Origin of the sequence: Propioniferax innocua, from assembly GCF_006716235.1 — a bacterium.
In the GTDB taxonomy this organism is placed as follows: Bacteria; Actinomycetota; Actinomycetes; order Propionibacteriales; family Propionibacteriaceae; genus Propioniferax; species Propioniferax innocua.
In genome coordinates this window covers 590,510-607,793 of sequence record NZ_VFOR01000002.1, presented here as the reverse complement: position 1 = coordinate 607,793, position 17,284 = coordinate 590,510, and the positions used below count along the sequence as shown (strand labels likewise).

The window sequence follows — 17,284 nt, the reverse complement described above, 5'->3', positions numbered from 1 at the left end:
ACCTGTGGCTGGGCTGTCGAAACGGCCGATCCGGTTCGGCTGGGACGCGTATGCTCGGCTCGACCACCTCGAACGGAGCATGATGGATTACGCGGAGTTCTCATTCCAAGCCATGGTCGTGGCAGCCGTCGTGTACCTCTTCGCCGGAGCGGCGCACACCGTGGAGTGGGCGGCGGCGAAGAACGCGACGGCCGAGCCGCCCAAGAAACGTCGCCGAGTGAAGGTACTTGTCGGGGCGGCCGGTGGCCGCGATGAGATGGGCGATGAAGCCGGGCTGGAGGCCCGGGCCGGGGATGGGGGAGCCCGTCGTGAGACCGAGAACGACCGGTTGCGCGTCGATCAGTTCGGACGCGTCGGGTTGGCTTTCACCACGGTGGCGTTCTTCGTGCATCTCGCCGCGGTCGTCACCCGTGGGCTCGCCGCAGATCGGGCCCCTTGGGCCAATATGCACGAGTTCACCGCAACCTCCCTGGCGCTCCTGGTCGGGGCCTATCTCGTCATGAACCTCAAATGGTCCATGCGTTGGCTGGGTCTCTTCGTGGCCCTGTTCTCCTCCATCGGGTTGGGGCTGGCCGTCACCGTGTTCTATGTGGACGTCTCCCCGCTGGTGCCGTCGCTGCATTCCACGTGGTTCATGTTCCACATCAGCGCCGCGATGGCGTCGGGCTCGGCCTTCACCGTCGGGGCCATCGCGTCGGTGCTCTACATCGTCCGTGAACGGGCCGAGCGGCGCGGGGAGGTCCGGGGCTATCTGGCCAAGCTGCCCGATTCCCGGGCCATCGACACCTTCGCCTACCGGTGTGCGGCATTCGCCTTCCCGATGTTCACCTTCGTCATCGCCGCCGGGGCCATCTGGGCGCAGTACGCCTGGGGGCGCTACTGGGGCTGGGACCCCAAGGAGACATGGTCGCTCATCACGTGGGCGGTCTACGCCGCGTACCTCCACGCCCGCTCGACCGCCGGATGGCGTGGGACGCCTGCGGCGATCATCTCGATCATCGGCGGCCTGCTGTTCTGGTGGAACTACGTGGGTATCAACCTGTTCGTCCAAGGACTGCACAGCTACGCCAAGTGACCCTCGGGCACCTTGAAGGGGGCGCGATTCCCTCCAGGGATGGTGGTGCTCCCGTGGCAGACGCGGTGATGTGTGGACCGCACTGGTTAGAGTGGCTCGCATGGTTGTCGAGACCCCGCAAGCGACCCACCACGACCTGTGCATCATCGGCTCGGGATCGGCCAATTCCCTCATCGATGAGAGCCTGGAGCATCTGAGCATCGCCCAGGTGGAGCGTGGTGTCGGTAGCACGGGGGCCTTCGGCGGCACCTGTCTGAACGTCGGGTGCATCCCCACCAAGATGTATGCCCATCCCGCGACGCTGGCGGCCTCGGCGCCGGACGCGTCGCGGCTCGGCGTCGACCTGGAGTTCCACCGGGCTCACTGGGGGCAGATCCGAGACCGCATCTTCGGGCGGATCGACCAGATCAGCTCCGGGGGCCGGGACTGGCGGCACCAGAACGAGAACGTCACCCTCCTGGAGGGGGAGGGGCGCTTCGTGGACGCCCACACCCTCGACGTGACAAGCGCCAACGGGTCCACCCGTCGTATCACCGCGGACCGCTTCGTCATCGCGACCGGATCGAGGCCCCGCCGTCTCGAAGTGCCCGGGGCGGATGAGATCACCGTGCACACCTCCGACGACATCATGCGTCGTGAAACATTGCCCGCATCCTTGATCATCCTCGGTGGAGGCTTCATCTCGGCCGAGTTCGCGCACATCTTCGCGTCCTTCGGCACGCGTGTGCAGATCATCAATCGATCCGGCGCACTGCTGCGTCAGCATGACGCCGAGATCTCACAGAGATTCACCGAGATCATGGGCCGACGCCTTCCGGTGCACCTGGACGAGCCGGTGGTGTCGGTGGCCCGCGGTGGGGAAGGCGTCATCGTCCGCACCAAGGACGCCGAGGGCGTCGAACGGGAACACACTGCCGAGGCTCTGCTCAACGCGACCGGTCGGATCCCCAATTCAGACGGTCTGGGGCTCGATGCCGCCGGGGTGACCGTCGAAAACGGGCGGGTTGTCGTCGATGAACATCAGCGCACGAGCCAGCCGCACATCTTCGCCCTCGGCGATGTCAGCTCGCCGTTCCAGCTCAAGCACGTCGCAAACCATGAGGCGAAGGTGGTGCAGCACAATCTGCTGCATTCCGAGGAGCCGATCGCCGTCAATCATGAGGCCGTCCCCGCAGCGGTGTTCGGCCACCCACAGGTCGCCGCCGTCGGGCTCACCGAATCTGCAGCGCGCGAAGAGTTCGATGACGTCGTGACGGTCACCCAGCCCTACGGGAGCGTCGCCTACGGGTGGGCGATGGAGGACGAGGATCACTTCTGCAAACTTGTCGCCCGTTGTGACGGGGCGCTGTTGGGAGCCCACATCATCGGGCCAGAGGCGTCGATCCTCATCCAGCCCCTGGTGCAGGCCATGGCCACCGGGCTCGATGTGCGCACCATGGCCACGGGGCAGTACTGGATCCACCCCGCGCTCACCGAACTCGTCGAGAACGCATTGCTGGCGCTGCCTGTCGATCGGAAGGAACCATGAAACGTCTCATCGCTCCCCTTGCGACGGTCTCGATCCTGACGCTGCTCGCCGCCTGCGGGCAGGCACCCGAAGATGCCGCACCGAGCCCGGAGGAGTCTTCGTCACCGGTCGCTTCCGAATCGCCGAGCGCGGCGCCGACATCGACACCGACGCCCACCAACGCCTGCGCGATCGATCCGGCACGGATCTCGCTCGAGGAGAAGGTCGGGTACCTGTTCATGATGGGGCGCGACACCACCGCGGGGCCCGTCGACGAGACCTATCGGCTGACGATGGAGGAGAACCGCATCAAGGCCGTGGTGCTGCTGGGGGACACCACGGCGGGCGTCGACGGTGTGCGTGGGATCGTGCAGGGGCTCGATCCCAACGGTGACGTTCTCATCGCAGCCGACCAGGAGGGTGGACAGATCCAGCGTCTGCAGGGGCCGGGCTTCGACACGATGCCGTCGGCGGCCGAGCAGGCCGAGATGTCGGCACAGGAGCTCACCGGTGGCGCTGCCACGTGGGGCGAACAGCTGACCGCTGCCGGGGTCGACATGAACCTCGCACCGGTGGCAGATGTCGTGCCCGAGGAGGTGGGGACCGACAATGAACCGGTGGCGGCGCTTGAGCGCGGCTATGGGTCGGATCCTGGAGCGGTGGGGCGGCATGCCGCTGCTTATGTGAAGGGAATGCAGCAGGGCGGGCAGCTGACCTCGGTCAAGCACTTCCCGGGCCTGGGGGCGGTGCAGGGGAACACTGACTTCTCCGCCGACGTGGTGGACGACCGTACCGCGCAGGACGACCCTGGTCTGGAATCATTCCGGGCCGTGAAGGACGCGGGTGTCGATTCGGTGATGGTGGCGACGGCCAAGTACGAACGCATCGACCCCGAGAACCTTGCGGCGTTCTCGCCGGTCGTCATCGAGGAGATGATTCGAGGTGACCTCGGCTTCGACAAGGTCGTGATCTCCGATGACATGGGTGCTGCGGCTCAGGTGGCCGATGTGACGCCGGGAGAGCGTGCTGTGCGGTTCCTGGCGGCCGGTGGTGACATCGTCATCAACGGAGATCCCTCGATCCAGTCCGAGATGACAGAGGGGGTGCTCGCTCGGGCGAAGGATGATCCGGAGTTCGAGAAGTCGTTGGACGAGAAGGTCGCCCGGATCTCCGCTCTTCACGAAGGCTCCTGTGGCATTTCCTGAACCTCGTGTGCATGCCTTCGTGGGGTGTCCCGAAGCCACCTGAGAAGGGTGCTGAGGATCATTGCCAGTATGAGTGGCGTCTCAGAATGTAACGATTTGCACATCGACGCCTCAGTTAACCCATTGTTAACCCGGAGGTGCTGAACAGGACACTCTGCACTCTTACTTTCGACGGTGGCACGGGTCAGATGCCCGGGAGTCGCGGAAGCGCGGCCTCTCCTCCAGTTCGCTGGAGCCATACTCGACACGAAGGAAAGAAACATCGTGAAGATGCACAAGTTCGCCAAGCTGGCTGCCGTTGCGGCTGCTGGTGCCCTCGTCCTCTCCGGCTGCGCCAACAACGAACAGCCCACCGGCGGCGAAGGTGGCGAGGGCGGCTCGGAGCTGTCCGGCACCTTGACCGGCATCGGCGCCTCGTCGATGCAGGCCGCCCAGGAGAAGTGGGTCGCCGAATTCATGACCCAGAACCCCGGCGTTCAGGTCTCCTACGCGCCCGAGGGCTCCGGCGCGGGCCGTGAGGCCTTCATGGGAGGCGGCGCCGACTTCGCCGGTTCCGACCGTGCGCTCAAGGAAGATGAGAACAAGGCCGGTGAGTTCGGTCGCTGCGCCGAGGGCTCCATCGCCTACGACATGCCGATGTACATCTCGCCGATCGCCATCATCTTCAACGTTGAGGGCGTCGACGATCTCAACCTGAACGCCGAAGTCACCGCCAAGATCTTCGACGGCAAGATCAAGAAGTGGAACGACCCGGCCATCGCCGAGCTGAACCCTGACGCGGAGCTCCCCGATGCCGATATCCACCCGGTCCACCGTTCGGACGACTCGGGCACCACCGAGAACTTCACCTCCTACCTCAGCGAGGTCGCTCCCGACGCCTGGCCGCACGAGCCGGACGGTGAGTGGGCCGCCGAGGGTGGCGAAGGCGCCAAGGGCACCTCCGGTGTCGTGGCCGCCGTCACCAACGGCACCGGCACCATCGGCTACGCCGATGCTTCGCAGGCCGGCGACCTGGCCCAGGCCAAGGTCGGCGAGGAGGGTAACTTCTCCGAGCTCACGCCTGAGTCCGCCGCCCAGATCGTCGAGAACTCGCCGGTCGAGGAAGGCCGTGAAGAGCACGACCTCGCCATGGAGCTCAACCGCAAGGGTGAGGGCTACCCGATCGTCCTGGTCTCCTACGCCATCGCGTGCGCCGAGTACCAGGATCCCGCACAGGCCGAGCTCGTGAAGGCCTACCTCTCCTACATGGCTTCGGAGGAAGGCCAGAAGGCTGCCGAAGAGGCTGCCGGTTCGGCCCCGCTGTCGCCCAAGCTCGCTGAGCAGGTCAACGCCTCGATCGAGGCCATCAAGTGACCTGGTCCCTGTGACCAGATGTGACGCCCAGTCCGACGTGCGTCGTCGGGCTGGGCGTCACGCCCTTGCCGACACTTTGTCGGCCATGCCCATGGGTCGGCGTCCACTCGCTGATGAAGGCCCACATGTGATCGAGGCCTCGTACCTGCGAATACGCCTCCTTCCCAGCGTTGTCAGCGAGTTCAGACAGGTCCATCCAGCTACTCGGAGAGGCGGCACACATGAGTACGTCCGTTGAGCCTCGAGACCCACAGGCCACGCCGGAGGGCGAGGCATCCCAGCCGACCAGCGTCGGCCGTGGGGGCGAGCTCGTCTTCAGCACCATCTCCACGGTTTCCGGCTTGAGCATCCTCGCGATCCTCGCCGCCGTGGCCTTCTTCCTCGTACTTCTCGCGGCCCCCGCGTTGACCAGCGATCCGGCAGACCTCCCCTACGGTGAGTTCTGGCAGTGGGTTGCCCCGTTCGCGTTCGGTACGGTCTGGGCCGCTGTCCTCGCGTTGCTCATGGCGGTCCCCGTCGCGATCGGCATCGCGTTGTTCATCTCCCACTACGCCCCACGCAAGCTCGCCAATGGGCTCGGTTACATCGTCGACCTGCTGGCGGCGGTACCTTCGGTGGTCTTCGGCCTCTGGGGTATCAATGCTCTGGCGCCGGCCGTCATGCCGGTCTACGGCTGGCTGAACAAGGCGTTCGGGTGGTTCCCGCCGTTCGCCGGCGGTGTGTCCGGTACGGGTCGCACGATGCTGACCGCCGCGATCGTGCTGGCGGTCATGGTGCTGCCCATCATCACCGCGCTCTGCCGTGAGGTATTCCTGCAGACACCGAAGCTCCATGAGGAGGCATCGCTCGCGTTGGGTGCCACCCGTTGGGAGATGATCAAGCAGGCGGTGTTCCCCTTCGGGATGCCCGGCATCATCTCGGCCGCCATGCTGGGGCTCGGCCGTGCCCTGGGTGAGACGATGGCCGTGGCCATGGTGCTCTCCCCGTCCGATCAGATCAGCTTCGAGCTGCTCACGCCCAATGGCCCCAACACCATCGCAGCCAATATCGCCCTCAACTTCCCCGAGGCATTCGGGCTCGGCATCAACCAGCTCATCGCGTCGGGTCTGGTGCTGTTCGTCATCACACTGGCCGTCAACATGGCCGCTCGTGCCATCATCGCAAGCCGCGCAGAATTCTCAGGAGCCAACTGATGACCACTCGTTATTCGGAGAAATCGCCCGAGACCGGTGCGGAATCGCGTCAGAGCGGCGACGAAGCGACACGCAAGGCGCTGGTTTCCGGTCAGCTGCCATCTTTCACGCCCATCGCCACATTGGTGGTCTCGATCGTCGTGGTGGCCGGCGTCCTCGCGCTGTTCGGCTCATTCGGCATCGCGATGACCCTCGTGCTGGGCTTTGTCACGTTCCTCGTGGTGATGCGGGTGCTCTCCCACGTGGTGGAGGGATCCCGTCGCGCTGCGGACCGCACGGCCCGTTATGTGGTGACCGGAGCATTCGTCCTCGCGCTGCTCCCGTTGCTCTCGCTGCTGTGGACCGTCACCAGCAAGGGCGTCCAGCGCTTCGACGGTGAGTTCTTCAGCTCATCGATGTTCGCGATCGTCGGCGAAGGTGGTGGTGCGGTCCACGCCATCTGGGGCACATTGATCATCACCGGGATCACGACGCTGATCGCCGTCCCGATCGGTATCTTCAGCTCGATCTTCCTCGTCGAGTACTCCAATGAGACTCCGCTGCTGCGCAAGACGGCCAGCGTCCTGCGTTTCTTCGTGGACGTCATGACAGGTATTCCATCGATTGTGGCGGGTCTGTTCGCCTACACGCTGTTCTCCTTCATCTTCGGGGCCGGTTACAAGTCCGGCCTCGCCGGAGCGGTCGCGCTCGCCGTGCTCATGATTCCCGTCGTGGTGCGCTCGACCGAGGAGATGCTTCGGCTGGTGCCGAACGAGCTGCGCGAGGCCTCCTACGCTCTCGGTGTACCGAAGTGGAAGACGATCGTCAAAGTTGTACTTCCCACCTCCGTGGCAGGTATTGTCACCGGCGTGATCCTTGCAATCGCCCGAGTGATCGGCGAGACGGCCCCGTTACTCATGACCGCTGGTCTCTACACCGGCATGAACACCAATGCCTTGCAGGGGCAGATGACCACGCTGCCGGTGTTCGCCTACTACCAGTACGTGACTCCGGGTATTCCCCAGGAGCCGTACTATGCGCGGGCGTTCGCCTCAGCGCTGACGCTCATCATCATCGTCATGGCCCTGAACGCCATCGGTCGGTACGTGGCATACAAGTTCGCACCCAAGACCGGTCGCTGACCAGCAGGAGTAAGAAACACATGTCCAAGCGCATCGATATCAAGAATCTGGATATCTACTACGGCAAGTTCCATGCTGTGAAGAACGTCAGCATGGCAATTCCTGCGCGGGCGGTGACGGCCTTCATCGGTTCCTCCGGCTGCGGCAAGTCGACCGTGCTCCGTACGCTCAACCGCATGCACGAGGTCATCCCCGGTGCCTACTGCACCGGTGAGGTGAATCTCGACGGCACCAACCTGTACGGCAAGGGCGTTGACGCGGTGGCCGTGCGCCGCATGGTGGGCATGGTGTTCCAGCGGCCCAACCCGTTCCCGACGATGAGCATCAAGGAGAATGTGCTTGCGGGCATGAAGCTCAACAGCAAGCGCATCTCTGCGAGCCGTCAGGATGAGATCGTCGAGAAGGCACTCAGCGGAGCGAACCTGTGGAACGAGGTCAAGGACCGTCTGGACAAGCCCGGCTCGGGTCTGTCCGGTGGTCAGCAGCAGCGTCTGTGCATCGCCCGTGCGATCGCGGTGGAGCCTGATGTTCTGCTGATGGATGAGCCCTGTTCGGCGCTGGACCCGATCTCGACCCTCGCGATCGAGGATCTGATCCACGAGCTGAAGGAGAAGTTCACCGTCGTCATCGTGACGCACAACATGCAGCAGGCGCAGCGTGTGTCCGACCAGACGGCCTTCTTCAACCTGAAGGCGGTGGGGGAGCCCGGTGAGCTGATCGAGGTCGGTGAGACCGAGCAGATCTTCACCAGCCCGGAACATGAGGACACCGAGCGTTACATCACGGGTCAGTTCGGCTGATCCTGCGCCACGGCAGCAACGTGCCGGCACACCTTGGGGTGCCACCATGGCATTGACGATCCGGTCACGACGCATGGTCTCGTGTGTGGTGACCGGATTCGTCGGCGTCATGCTGGCCGGGTGCGCCGGCCCGTCGCTTCCCTCTCCTGTCGAGCAGACACCTCCGCGGGAGTGCCCGCCCGGTTATCTGATGGGGGCCGGATCGACGGCCCAGCAGGGCGTCATCGACAGTTCGATCGCCACCTATGGTGCGGCCTGCCGGGGCTCCAACACCGTTGAATACGACGGCAAGGGGTCCGGGGACGGCGTCACGGACTTCGTGAACGGCCTGACACACTTCGCCGGTACCGACACTGTGATGGATGCCGAGGCCATCGAGCGGGCCAGATGCCGGTGCAACGGAAACGAGGCGTGGCACCTGCCGATGGTGGTGGGGCCCATCGCATTGGCGCACAATGTCGAAGGTGTCGAAGATCTGGTGCTGACCCCGGAGGTCGTGGCCGAGATCTTCACCGGCGAGATCTCTCGTTGGGACGATGCACAGATCATTGCGCTGAACCCCGGCGTGAACCTGCCGTCGCAGCCGATCACCGTCATCCATCGCTCTGACGCCTCGGGAACCACGGAGAACTTCACCACCTGGCTGAATGCTGCGGCCAGCGATCAATGGGCGTCCGACAAGGTCTCGAAGAACTGGAAGGGTTCGGGAGAGGGCGCTGCGAAGAGCGACGGCGTGGCCACCCGGGTCCAGGAGACGCCCGGGGCGATCACCTACGTGGAATCGTCATACGCCGATGACCACAAGCTTCCGACCGCCGGTATTGAGACCGGTCGTGGGGTTGTTCGGCTTGATGACGCTTCGGTCGCCAAGACTCTGGCTGGGGCTCGTCGCACGGGCCAGGGCCCCGACATGCGTCTGGAGATCGATGCGGTTCCCGACGACCCGGAGGCCTACCCGCTGGTCCAGGTCACCTACGAGGTGGTCTGTTCAGCCGGGCTCGGGCCAGAGCAGACCGAGATCCTCAAGGACTTCCTCGGATTCATGGCTGAGCAGCAGACGCGGGATGAGCTTGCGGCGCGCGGATACGTCCCTCTGCCGGAGGAGCTCAACTCCGAGGTGCGCGAGTCCATCGGCCAGATCCGTCCCTGAGTCATGATCGACCAGAACGGCTGGAACGTCCGGGACGCATGGCCTGATCGAAGCACCTAAAGTGGACGTGTGACGAGCAATCCTCCTCCCGGCTGGTACCCGGACCCCAGTGGCGCCCCGAACATGTTCCGCTACTGGGACGGAAAGGCTTGGTCGGCGTCAGTGTCGCCGACTCCGGAAGCTCCCCCTCCACCGGGAGCTCCGGCACCCACGCCAAACGCTGGTCCACAGGCCGCATTCGGAGACGGATCCTCCACCGGCGGGGGCGGGGGCACATCTTGGCCCCTGTGGATCGGTGCCGGGGCGGCGGTGCTGATCCTGGTACTCGTGGTCTCGTTCGCCTTCCGCACCATCGGCGGTGAAGGTCCCCGGAACCGACCGGGCGCGGCACCGTCGGAATCGATCTGCCCCACAGGTAACACGACTCCCGAGTCCCCGCGGGCTCATCCTCGCGATGGACGGGTGCACGGTGGAGCGTTGTCCTATCCGCGGCTCGATGCACCATGGGGCCCCGTCCGATCTGACAATCGTGTTCCGTTCGGCAAGGACGCCTATGTGCAGTCGGTCACCACGCAGGAGACGTATGCGCCGGGGCAGTCCTGGCAGGCGTCGATCATGGTGGCCGAGCTCAGCGCCGGTGACGGGTTCATGATTCCTGAGGAGGCCTCCGAGGTCGTGGTGACCTGCATCGTCGGGGCCTTCTATGGTGAGAACCGGGTCGAACGCAATGACATCGTCTCCGAAGCCAAGAGCCTCGACGGCCATGATGGGTGGTATGTGGAATCGGAACTGTCGTTCGACATCAAGAACCTCAACACTGATGGGGAGTTGTTGATGGTCTGGATCGTGCGCACCTCCGAGCTCACCTCGAGCCTGTACTACGCGTCCATCCCGAACGATGTTCGTGCTGAACGTGAACCGGATGCGCGTCGTGTGATGGAGCAACTGCGTGTCGAAAACTGATCGCGCGAAGCGCTGACAGCCCCATGGGATCAAGGGCGTAGGGCTTCAACCACGATGTCAGGGCGCTTCGATGCGCTCGATGTCCAAGACCTCCCCATTCTCGTCCACGTGAGCGATGGCCATCTCGGCGGGCTCGAAGAAGTGGTCCTCCATGCCGAAACCGGCGAGCATGTCAGGCAGCACAGGGCGGTGACCGCAGAAGACGGTGGGCGTGCCGGACTGGCTGACCTGACGTCGCCATTCACCGCAGGTGGTACGGACGCTCTGCGGGTTCGCTTCTCCGTATGGTTCGGACAGGACGCTCTGACGTTCGATGGTGAGCCCGAGTGATGACGCGAGCTCGAGGACAGTGGCCACACAGCGCCATGCCGGGGAACTCACCACGCGGCCGACCCCCCGCGCCACCAGCCGTGGGGTGAGTTTCTCGGTCTGGTCGAGGCCATGGCCATCCAGGGGGCGGGCCTCGTCATCCCCTTCCCATTCTTTGCGAGGGAGCGCCTTGGCGTGACGCGCCACGATGAGTGGGGTGGTGGGCGTCAGGGACACCGCATGGTCCAGGAGTTCCCGCTCGTCGTCGTAGGTGAGCAGCTCCCGGGCCTTCTCCAGCCGCACCCAGCGGACCTCGTCCACCTCGCCGTCGGCTGCCCGTTTCTCGGTGCCGTCCTCGAGGGAGACACCGAGCCACCAGTGCACCACCTTGGGGCGGTCCTCGACCTGGTAGCGGATGTCCGGGAGGGGGCGGGAGAGGCGGATGGTCACCCCGGTCTCCTCGGCGACCTCCCGGACCGCGGTGAGGTCGGGTGTTTCATCCTTGTCGAGCTTGCCCTTGGGCAAACTCCAATCGTCGTGGTGAGGACGGTGCACGATCAGCACCTCGGGCCCTCGGTCGGTGGGTCGGAGCACAACGGCTCCCGCTGCGGTTATCAAACGGTCAGAGGAAGGAACCGATCCCATGATCATCAGGGTAGAGCCATCACTTCGGCGCCGCTCTTCGGGGTGTGGTCAGGTCCGGTTGGTCGTGCGGTAGAGGACATCGGTGTTGATGATCTCGAAGCCGCTGGTGCGGTAGAGGCGGACGACATGTTCCAGATCGCCCTCCACGTAGAGGATGATCTCGTCGACACCCCGCTGCGCGAGATGCTGCATGCCGGCATTGAGCAGGTGGCGCCCGAGCCCGCGGCCGCTCCACTCGGGGTGGATGCCGATGACGTACACCTCACCGCGCTGGGCCGAGTGCTGCTTGGTCCAGTGGAAACCGATCACCCGTTCCTGGTGTTCGAGCACCAGGAATCCTTCGGGGTCGAACCAGTCCTCCGACATCCGTGCCCGGACGTCATCGGCGCTCATCTGCCCCTGCTCGGGGTGGTGTGCGAAGGCGAGCGCGTTCACCTCCAACATCTGTGCCATATCGGCCTCGACGAATGGACGCACCGTGAACCCGGCGTCGAACCGTGGCGCGGGCACCTCCGCTGCCGGGCGTCGCATGATCAGGAGCTGGCGCACGGGGGCGGCCCCGTATTTCTCGGCCCAGGTACGCGCGGAGGGGAGGTTGCCGAAGGACCACGCCGAGATGAGCAGCCCGGCACGGTGACGTTCGGCCTGATCGGCGTCGGCCTCCGGACGCACGTCGAACCCGAGGGATCCGGCCATCTGCCAAGCGATCCCGCGTCGACGGTGCTGTGGATGCACCATGAACTGGGCCACCGACAAGGCACCCAACTGGGGGTCGGGGATGGCGGAATCGAGCAGCGCGTAGGCCACGATCTGACCATCGATCTCGGCGACCACATGAGCGATGCCGTCGTGGATCTTCCCGTCGTTCAATGTGAGGAGGGCCTGCTCGTTGAGGGGGGCGACGCCATCGTGGTTCTCGCAGAGCTCGCACAGAGCCACGACCTGATCGGCCTTGGCCCGGTCGAGCACGGAGAGCGAGCTGAGCGTGGGGTGGGAGGAATCAATCGATCCGCTGGGCATGCCGAACACGCTAGTAGGCTGGAAGGCGCGCTGCCACCCCGGTGGCGGCGAGTGATCCGTTCCCCGTCGCATAGGAATCGTCATGGCCGTGCCGCCCACGAGCATCGTGCCCGAGGCCGATCTCGCGGCCCGGGTCGGCCCACAGCTTCGCCGCATCCGTGTTGGTTTGGCGGCATCCCTGATCGCGCTCGCGGCAGCGGTGGTGACCTCGTGGACATTCGTGGCCTGGACCTCGCAGGCACAGACCTGGCCGCTGATCCTGCTGGTGGGGCAGATCCTGCTTGCCGGGGTCTGCGGCCTGCAGTGGTGGGTGTGGCTCCTCGCGCGTGCTCGGTGGAGCGGTGAGTGGGCCGGCCAGCTCGGAGGTCTTGTGGGAACCTCGGTCAGTGCGCACGCGCTCTCGTGGCCGGTGGTGGTGGGGACGGCGCTCGCCGCGATCGCCATCGCCGCGGACGCCGGGTGGTCTGTGACGGCCGTCTCTGCGGGATTGTCGATCGCTTCCTCGGTGGTTGCCCAGCTTTTCGGAAGTTCCCAGCACCTGCGGCTCGACGGCCCCGCCGACACCGTGGCTCCCGACTTCGCCGGGCGTCTCTGACCTGATTGAGGCAACGCCGAACCGCTTGTCACGTGAAGGTAGCCTGTGCGCCATGTCTGTGGAAGTCACGTTGCGTTACTGGGCCGGTGCACGGGCCGCTGCCGGCGTCGAATCCGAATCGGTCTCCGCTGAGACCGTTGCTTCCGCTCTCGACCTCGCCAGCACCAACCGTCCCGGGCTGGGCCCGGTCATCGACCGCAGCAGCATCCTGATGAACGGACGCAATGTCTCCGTCGAGCAGCGTGCTGAACCGCTTCAGGAAGCAGCATTCGTCGAGGTCCTGCCGCCCTTCGCCGGCGGGTGACTCATCAGCGGCGAGGCATGCGTCATTCGTCGGTGTCGAGCAGGATCGTCACTGGGCCGTCGTTGACCAGATGCACCTGCATGTGTGCGCCGAATCGTCCCGTCTCCACGGTGGCCCCCAATTCCCTCAACGTGGAGACGTAGGCATCCACCAGAGGTTCGCTGACCGCTCCCGGAGCAGCACGGTTCCATGAGGGTCGGCGCCCCTTGCGGGTGTCTGCATACAGGGTGAACTGTGAGACGGCGAGGATCGGTGCATCGAGATCGGACGCGGACTTCTCGCCGGGCAGGATCCGTAGCTTCCACGTCTTCTCGGCCAGCCTGCGGGCCTCTTCAACGGTGTCATCGTGGGTGACTCCGACCAGGGCGAGCAGTCCGGGGCCCTCGATCGACCCCACCGTGGAACCGTCCACCTCGACCCGGGCATGACCCACCCGCTGCAGCACAGTACGCATGCCGACACTTTAAATGAGTTCTCGTCGCCCTGGACGGTCCAGCGTCCCGACCGCCGGGGTGCTGCGTATGGGGACTCGTTGCCGGGATCGTGTGGGCGGCGCCGAGTAGGGTGGACGCCGCAACTTCACCGTCGACCTGTGAGGACCAACATGACCGACCAGACATCCGAGCCGAGTTCGCTGGATTACTCCTTCCCCGAGGGGATGCACCCCAAGCTCAAGGGGCTCGCATGGATGATCGGTCACTGGGAGGGGCATGGGCAGACGCAGTGGCCGGGCCAGGACGATGTGCAGTTGGTGGAGCAGCTCGATATGAGCCATAACGGTGAGCCCTACCTGCACTACCTGCTGCAGACCTTCCGGATGAAGGACGACGGCACGGCCGGTGAGCCCGTTTCGATGGAGACCGGTTTCTGGATCCCCGGTGAGGGCAATGACGTGATGATGGTCGTCACCAATCCCGAAGGCGTGGCGCAGACCTGGCACGGCACGATCACAGGCCTCCAGTCGCCGGCCGGTGGTGAACTCGCCACCAAGATCGAGCTCACCACCGATGCGGTGCTGAGCCGTGGCACCCACACCGCCGGACAGCGTCTGTATGGCTACATCAAGGGCAAGATGATGTTCGCCTACGACCGTGCCGACACCGAGATCGAGTTGCAGCCCCACCTGACGGGCGAACTGGAGCGCCGATGACCGCGGTACGGCTGACCGAGGGGCCGGACGCCGGGGCCATCGCGCATCTTGGCGCCCCGTCGCAGGAGGGGCGGACGCTCGAGCGTGGCGAGGGCATCGTCGATCTCTCCCATCGTGATGTGCTCACCATCAGCGGGCCCGACCGGCTCGATTGGTTGCATTCGCTCACGACGCAGTACTTCACCGGGTTGCAGCCCGGCGTCGGCACCTCGGCGCTCGTGCTCAGCCCGAAGGGGCACATCGAGCACGCGTTCAGTGGCGTCGATGACGGGGAGACCTTCTTCGCGCACACCGAACCCGGCATGGGCCAGGCACTCGTGGACTTCCTCGACAGCATGCGTTTCATGCGCCGCGTGGAGGTGGCGCTACGCACCGCCGAATACGCCTTGGTGTGGCAGCCCGGCGAGCCGTCGGAGGAGGTCACGGCGAGTGGGTTCGTGACGCGACGCGCTGCCGACAGCCTGGATGGTTTCGAGACCTTCGTCCCGCGTGAACGGTTGGACGAGTACCTGTCTGCTGCACCGGCGGTGGGCCTGTGGGCGTACGAGGCCCGACGCATCGCAGCGGGGGTGCCGAGGTTCGGCGTCGACACCGATCACCGCACGATCCCCAACGAGATCGGGGTCCTCGAGACAGCCGTGCACCTCGACAAGGGCTGTTACCGGGGGCAGGAGACTGTTGCGCGCGTCCACACCCTCGGCAAGCCGCCGCGTCGACTCGTGCTGCTGCATCTCGACGGTTCGGTGGACGCTCTGCCTGAAACCGGGTCCGAGGTGCGGCTCGGTGAGCGTGTCGTGGGCCGCGTCGGCTCCAACGCGCGCCATCACGAGCTCGGCCCGATCGCTTTGGCTCTGGTCAAGCGGAACACCGCGGTCGACGCCACCCTCGATGTTGGGGAGTTCGACGCCGAGACCGGGCGGGCGCAGATCGCTGCGTCGCAGGAGGTTCTCGTCGATCCCGAGGTCGGCCTGCACGTGCGCCCCCTGCGCTGACCCCGAGGGGGAACACGTCACCTGAGGTGATGGGCGGAGAGCGCATCACCTGCGGTGGTAGAAGTGGAATCGTGACTCGAGACTTCGCACCTGCATCGGAACTGGCCAATGATCCCGCGCTCGTCGCGGTGGAGCGCTGCGGCATGGTGGAGGGCGTCCACCACGGGCGCGTCGCCGTCACCGCCGCCGATGGTTCGCTGCTGACCGAGCTCGGAGCGGTTGAAGCGCCGATGTATCCACGGTCGGCGGTCAAGCCCCTCCAAGCGATCGCGATGCTCCGCAATGGACTCGACCTCGACGGGGAGCTGCTGGCTCTCGCCGCGGCATCTCACGATGGTGAGCCGTTCCATGTGGACGGCGTGCGCCAGATCTTGGAGGGCTGCGGTCTCACCGAGGAGGACCTCCAGAACCCCGCGGAGTTCCCGCTGTCGGACAGGGCGCGGGTCGATTGGATCCGAGAGCATGGCGATCCGGCGCCGGTCGCCATGAACTGTTCGGGCAAACATGCGGCGATGTTGCGGACCTGCGTGCGCAGCAAGTGGGACAGGGCCTCGTACCTCGCTCCGGAACACCCGCTGCAGACCGCGGTGTTCGACGCCATCGCGGAGTTCGCCGGTGAGGACATCACGCATGTCGCGGTGGACGGCTGCGGAGCGCCGTTGGTCGCGATCAGCCTGGCCGGTCTTGCCCGGGCGTTCGGTCGCATCGCTGCCGCCGAGGACGGACCGGCGCGGCAGATCGCCGACGCCTATCGTGCGCATCCCACCTGGGCGTCGGGCACCAGGCGCGGCGAAGCCAAGCTGCATGCTGCCGTGCCCGGTCTCGTCTGCAAGGGCGGGGCCGAAGCGGTGTACGCCGCCGGTCTTCCCGATGGGCGGGGCATCGCGGTCAAGATCGACGACGGCGCCTCGCGGGCGCACCAGTTGATCGTCGCCCAGATCCTCGTGGAGATGGGCTACGAACATCCGAACGTGACCGGACGGACCACCAAGAACGTGCTCGGACACGGCAAACCCGTGGGGACGATCTCCTCGCTGGTCGATTCGTTCCTCTGAACCGTTCCACCTCTGCACAAAGCCGCGTCTGCCCGGCACAACGTAGAGGTGGGGCGGGGTGAGGGCGCGGAGCATGCATCGACGCATGGGGCAGACCCCGCTAGGCTCGCGGGCGTGACTTGGCTCGATGACTTGGACCCAGCCGCCATCCTCTTCGACCTTGACGGGGTGCTGACTCCCACTGCGGAGGTGCACCGTCGGGCCTGGTCGGAGTTGTTCACCGATTATCTGGATCGCCGTGGTGTCGCGCCCTACACCGAGGCCGACTACTACGACCACATCGACGGCAAACCCCGCTACGACGGGGTGCGGCACATGCTCGACGCCCGCGGCATCGAACTCCCCGAGGGGGACCCCTCCGACGCCCCCGACGCCGAGACAGTGTGTGGACTCGGCAACCGCAAGGACGCCACGTTCAACACGATTCTCGAGACCGAGGGCATCGAGCCCTACCCGGCGTCGGTGCGTTTTCTGGATCACGTGATGGGGCGGGGGATGGCCGTCGCGGTCGTCTCGTCCTCCAAGAACGCCACGAAGGTCTTGGCAGCGGCAGGTCTGAGCGACCGGTTCGAGGTCGTGGTGGATGGGCTCGTGGCGGTGTCCGCCGAGCTTCCGGGCAAGCCCGCTCCCGACATGTTCCTGCACGGAGCACGTCTCCTCGGTGTTCCCGCCGAAAAGTGCATCGTGGTGGAGGACGCTCTCTCCGGTGTCCGGGCTGGAGCGGCTGGAGGCTTCGCGGGGGTGGTCGGCGTCGACCGTGGCACCGGTGAGGAACGGCTGCGGGACGCCGGCGCCGACGTCGTGGTGGCCGAACTCGATGAGATCGGAGGCGCATGATGACCGAACT

At 65.5% G+C, this 17,284-nt stretch carries 19 protein-coding genes and 1 pseudogene; 16 read left to right on the top strand and 4 right to left on the bottom strand.

Annotation, left to right across the window (positions count from 1 at the left end; all coding sequences use genetic code 11):
• Nucleotides 1-4 precede the first annotated feature (4 nt).
• From ccsB to pstS (FB460_RS09555), 4 genes are all read left to right on the top strand, one after another.
• A complete protein-coding gene (gene ccsB / locus FB460_RS09570) occupies nt 5-1,075 on the top strand; it encodes a c-type cytochrome biogenesis protein CcsB (RefSeq protein WP_342775217.1) in 1,071 nt (356 codons plus the stop codon).
• Between the two features lie 100 nt (nt 1,076-1,175).
• Entirely contained in the window at nt 1,176-2,603 is a 1,428-nt protein-coding gene (locus tag FB460_RS09565) for a mycothione reductase (RefSeq protein ID WP_142093910.1), read from the top strand.
• A complete protein-coding gene (locus FB460_RS09560; RefSeq protein ID WP_142093909.1) occupies nt 2,600-3,787 on the top strand; it encodes a glycoside hydrolase family 3 N-terminal domain-containing protein in 1,188 nt (395 codons plus the stop codon). Before FB460_RS09565 ends, FB460_RS09560 begins: the two co-directional genes overlap by 4 nt.
• 270 nt (nt 3,788-4,057) lie before the next feature.
• Complete coding sequence (pstS, locus tag FB460_RS09555) at nt 4,058-5,140, top strand: phosphate ABC transporter substrate-binding protein PstS (RefSeq protein WP_211345968.1); 1,083 nt, start codon at nt 4,058-4,060, stop codon at nt 5,138-5,140.
• Here pstS (FB460_RS09555) and FB460_RS09550 read toward each other — a convergent pair.
• Nucleotides 5,133-5,336, bottom strand: a complete 204-nt coding sequence (locus FB460_RS09550; protein WP_142093907.1) for a hypothetical protein — start codon at nt 5,334-5,336, stop codon at nt 5,133-5,135. The two genes, pstS (FB460_RS09555) and FB460_RS09550, sit on opposite strands and share 8 nt — an antisense overlap.
• Before the next feature lie 25 nt (nt 5,337-5,361).
• Between FB460_RS09550 and pstC the strand changes: the two genes are divergently transcribed.
• The 6 genes and pseudogenes from pstC to FB460_RS09525 all read left to right on the top strand — a co-directional run bounded on the left by pstC (nt 5,362) and on the right by FB460_RS09525 (nt 10,367).
• Nucleotides 5,362-6,333 (top strand): phosphate ABC transporter permease subunit PstC, encoded by a 972-nt coding sequence (gene pstC, locus FB460_RS09545; RefSeq protein WP_142093906.1) that lies wholly within the window; start codon nt 5,362-5,364, stop codon nt 6,331-6,333.
• Entirely contained in the window at nt 6,333-7,454 is a 1,122-nt protein-coding gene (gene pstA / locus FB460_RS09540; RefSeq protein WP_142093905.1) for a phosphate ABC transporter permease PstA, read from the top strand. The genes pstC and pstA overlap by 1 nt, the downstream gene beginning before the upstream one ends.
• Before the next feature lie 20 nt (nt 7,455-7,474).
• Nucleotides 7,475-8,254, top strand: coding sequence for a phosphate ABC transporter ATP-binding protein PstB (gene pstB, locus FB460_RS09535; RefSeq protein ID WP_142093904.1), 780 nt, complete (start codon nt 7,475-7,477; stop codon nt 8,252-8,254).
• A gap of 46 nt (nt 8,255-8,300) precedes the next feature.
• Nucleotides 8,301-9,404, top strand: a complete 1,104-nt coding sequence (pstS, locus tag FB460_RS09530; protein ID WP_170210038.1) for a phosphate ABC transporter substrate-binding protein PstS — start codon at nt 8,301-8,303, stop codon at nt 9,402-9,404.
• Between the two features lie 69 nt (nt 9,405-9,473).
• Nucleotides 9,474-9,581, top strand: a pseudogene (locus tag FB460_RS13515) (DUF2510 domain-containing protein); the annotation flags it as partial.
• 132 nt (nt 9,582-9,713) lie between these two features.
• Complete coding sequence (locus FB460_RS09525) at nt 9,714-10,367, top strand: hypothetical protein (protein ID WP_246044352.1); 654 nt, start codon at nt 9,714-9,716, stop codon at nt 10,365-10,367.
• A gap of 57 nt (nt 10,368-10,424) precedes the next feature.
• On the opposite strand, the gene FB460_RS09520 is transcribed toward FB460_RS09525, so the two are convergent.
• Together FB460_RS09520 and mshD are read right to left on the bottom strand one after the other, a co-directional pair.
• A complete protein-coding gene (locus FB460_RS09520; protein WP_170210037.1) occupies nt 10,425-11,321 on the bottom strand; it encodes an NUDIX hydrolase in 897 nt (298 codons plus the stop codon).
• Nucleotides 11,322-11,369: 48 nt separating this feature from the next.
• The gene (mshD, locus tag FB460_RS13085; protein WP_170210036.1) at nt 11,370-12,341 is read right to left on the bottom strand and encodes a mycothiol synthase; all 972 of its coding nucleotides are present in this window, start codon (nt 12,339-12,341) and stop codon (nt 11,370-11,372) included.
• 82 nt (nt 12,342-12,423) lie between these two features.
• Between mshD and FB460_RS13080 the strand changes: the two genes are divergently transcribed.
• A complete protein-coding gene (locus FB460_RS13080) occupies nt 12,424-12,936 on the top strand; it encodes a hypothetical protein (protein WP_170210035.1) in 513 nt (170 codons plus the stop codon).
• A 52-nt stretch (nt 12,937-12,988) separates the two neighbouring features.
• Nucleotides 12,989-13,240: a MoaD/ThiS family protein gene (locus FB460_RS09510; protein ID WP_142093899.1), complete on the top strand. Its 252-nt coding sequence runs from the start codon at nt 12,989-12,991 to the stop codon at nt 13,238-13,240.
• A gap of 22 nt (nt 13,241-13,262) precedes the next feature.
• Here the strand turns inward: FB460_RS09510 and dtd are convergent, their stop codons facing one another.
• Entirely contained in the window at nt 13,263-13,694 is a 432-nt protein-coding gene (gene dtd / locus FB460_RS09505; RefSeq protein ID WP_142093898.1) for a D-aminoacyl-tRNA deacylase, read from the bottom strand.
• Nucleotides 13,695-13,844: 150 nt separating this feature from the next.
• Here dtd and FB460_RS09500 point away from each other — a divergent pair, with 150 nt between their 5' ends.
• The 4 genes from FB460_RS09500 to FB460_RS09485 all read left to right on the top strand — a co-directional run bounded on the left by FB460_RS09500 (nt 13,845) and on the right by FB460_RS09485 (nt 17,274).
• The gene (locus FB460_RS09500) at nt 13,845-14,390 is read left to right on the top strand and encodes a heme-binding beta-barrel domain-containing protein (protein WP_246044351.1); all 546 of its coding nucleotides are present in this window, start codon (nt 13,845-13,847) and stop codon (nt 14,388-14,390) included.
• Entirely contained in the window at nt 14,387-15,382 is a 996-nt protein-coding gene (ygfZ, locus tag FB460_RS09495) for a CAF17-like 4Fe-4S cluster assembly/insertion protein YgfZ (RefSeq protein ID WP_142093897.1), read from the top strand. Before FB460_RS09500 ends, ygfZ begins: the two co-directional genes overlap by 4 nt.
• 71 nt (nt 15,383-15,453) lie before the next feature.
• Complete coding sequence (locus FB460_RS09490) at nt 15,454-16,437, top strand: asparaginase (protein ID WP_246044350.1); 984 nt, start codon at nt 15,454-15,456, stop codon at nt 16,435-16,437.
• A gap of 114 nt (nt 16,438-16,551) precedes the next feature.
• Nucleotides 16,552-17,274, top strand: a complete 723-nt coding sequence (locus tag FB460_RS09485; RefSeq protein ID WP_142093895.1) for an HAD family hydrolase — start codon at nt 16,552-16,554, stop codon at nt 17,272-17,274.
• Nucleotides 17,275-17,284 lie beyond the last annotated feature (10 nt).

Excerpts from the sequence above, each read along its gene's own strand:
- FB460_RS09520 (WP_170210037.1), bottom strand. The coding sequence starts at position 11,321 with ATGGGATCGGTTCCTTCCTCTGACCGTTTGATAACCGCAGCGGGAGCC.
- pstS (WP_211345968.1), top strand. The coding sequence starts at position 4,058 with ATGCACAAGTTCGCCAAGCTGGCTGCCGTTGCGGCTGCTGGTGCCCTC.
- FB460_RS09500 (WP_246044351.1), top strand. The coding sequence starts at position 13,845 with ATGACCGACCAGACATCCGAGCCGAGTTCGCTGGATTACTCCTTCCCC.
- dtd (WP_142093898.1), bottom strand. The coding sequence starts at position 13,694 with ATGCGTACTGTGCTGCAGCGGGTGGGTCATGCCCGGGTCGAGGTGGAC.
- mshD (WP_170210036.1), bottom strand. The coding sequence starts at position 12,341 with ATGCCCAGCGGATCGATTGATTCCTCCCACCCCACGCTCAGCTCGCTC.
- FB460_RS09565 (WP_142093910.1), top strand. The coding sequence starts at position 1,176 with ATGGTTGTCGAGACCCCGCAAGCGACCCACCACGACCTGTGCATCATC.
- pstS (WP_170210038.1), top strand. The coding sequence starts at position 8,301 with ATGGCATTGACGATCCGGTCACGACGCATGGTCTCGTGTGTGGTGACC.
- FB460_RS13080 (WP_170210035.1), top strand. The coding sequence starts at position 12,424 with ATGGCCGTGCCGCCCACGAGCATCGTGCCCGAGGCCGATCTCGCGGCC.
- FB460_RS09510 (WP_142093899.1), top strand. The coding sequence starts at position 12,989 with ATGTCTGTGGAAGTCACGTTGCGTTACTGGGCCGGTGCACGGGCCGCT.
- FB460_RS09560 (WP_142093909.1), top strand. The coding sequence starts at position 2,600 with ATGAAACGTCTCATCGCTCCCCTTGCGACGGTCTCGATCCTGACGCTG.
- FB460_RS09550 (WP_142093907.1), bottom strand. The coding sequence starts at position 5,336 with ATGGACCTGTCTGAACTCGCTGACAACGCTGGGAAGGAGGCGTATTCG.
- pstB (WP_142093904.1), top strand. The coding sequence starts at position 7,475 with ATGTCCAAGCGCATCGATATCAAGAATCTGGATATCTACTACGGCAAG.
- ygfZ (WP_142093897.1), top strand. The coding sequence starts at position 14,387 with ATGACCGCGGTACGGCTGACCGAGGGGCCGGACGCCGGGGCCATCGCG.
- pstC (WP_142093906.1), top strand. The coding sequence starts at position 5,362 with ATGAGTACGTCCGTTGAGCCTCGAGACCCACAGGCCACGCCGGAGGGC.
- pstA (WP_142093905.1), top strand. The coding sequence starts at position 6,333 with ATGACCACTCGTTATTCGGAGAAATCGCCCGAGACCGGTGCGGAATCG.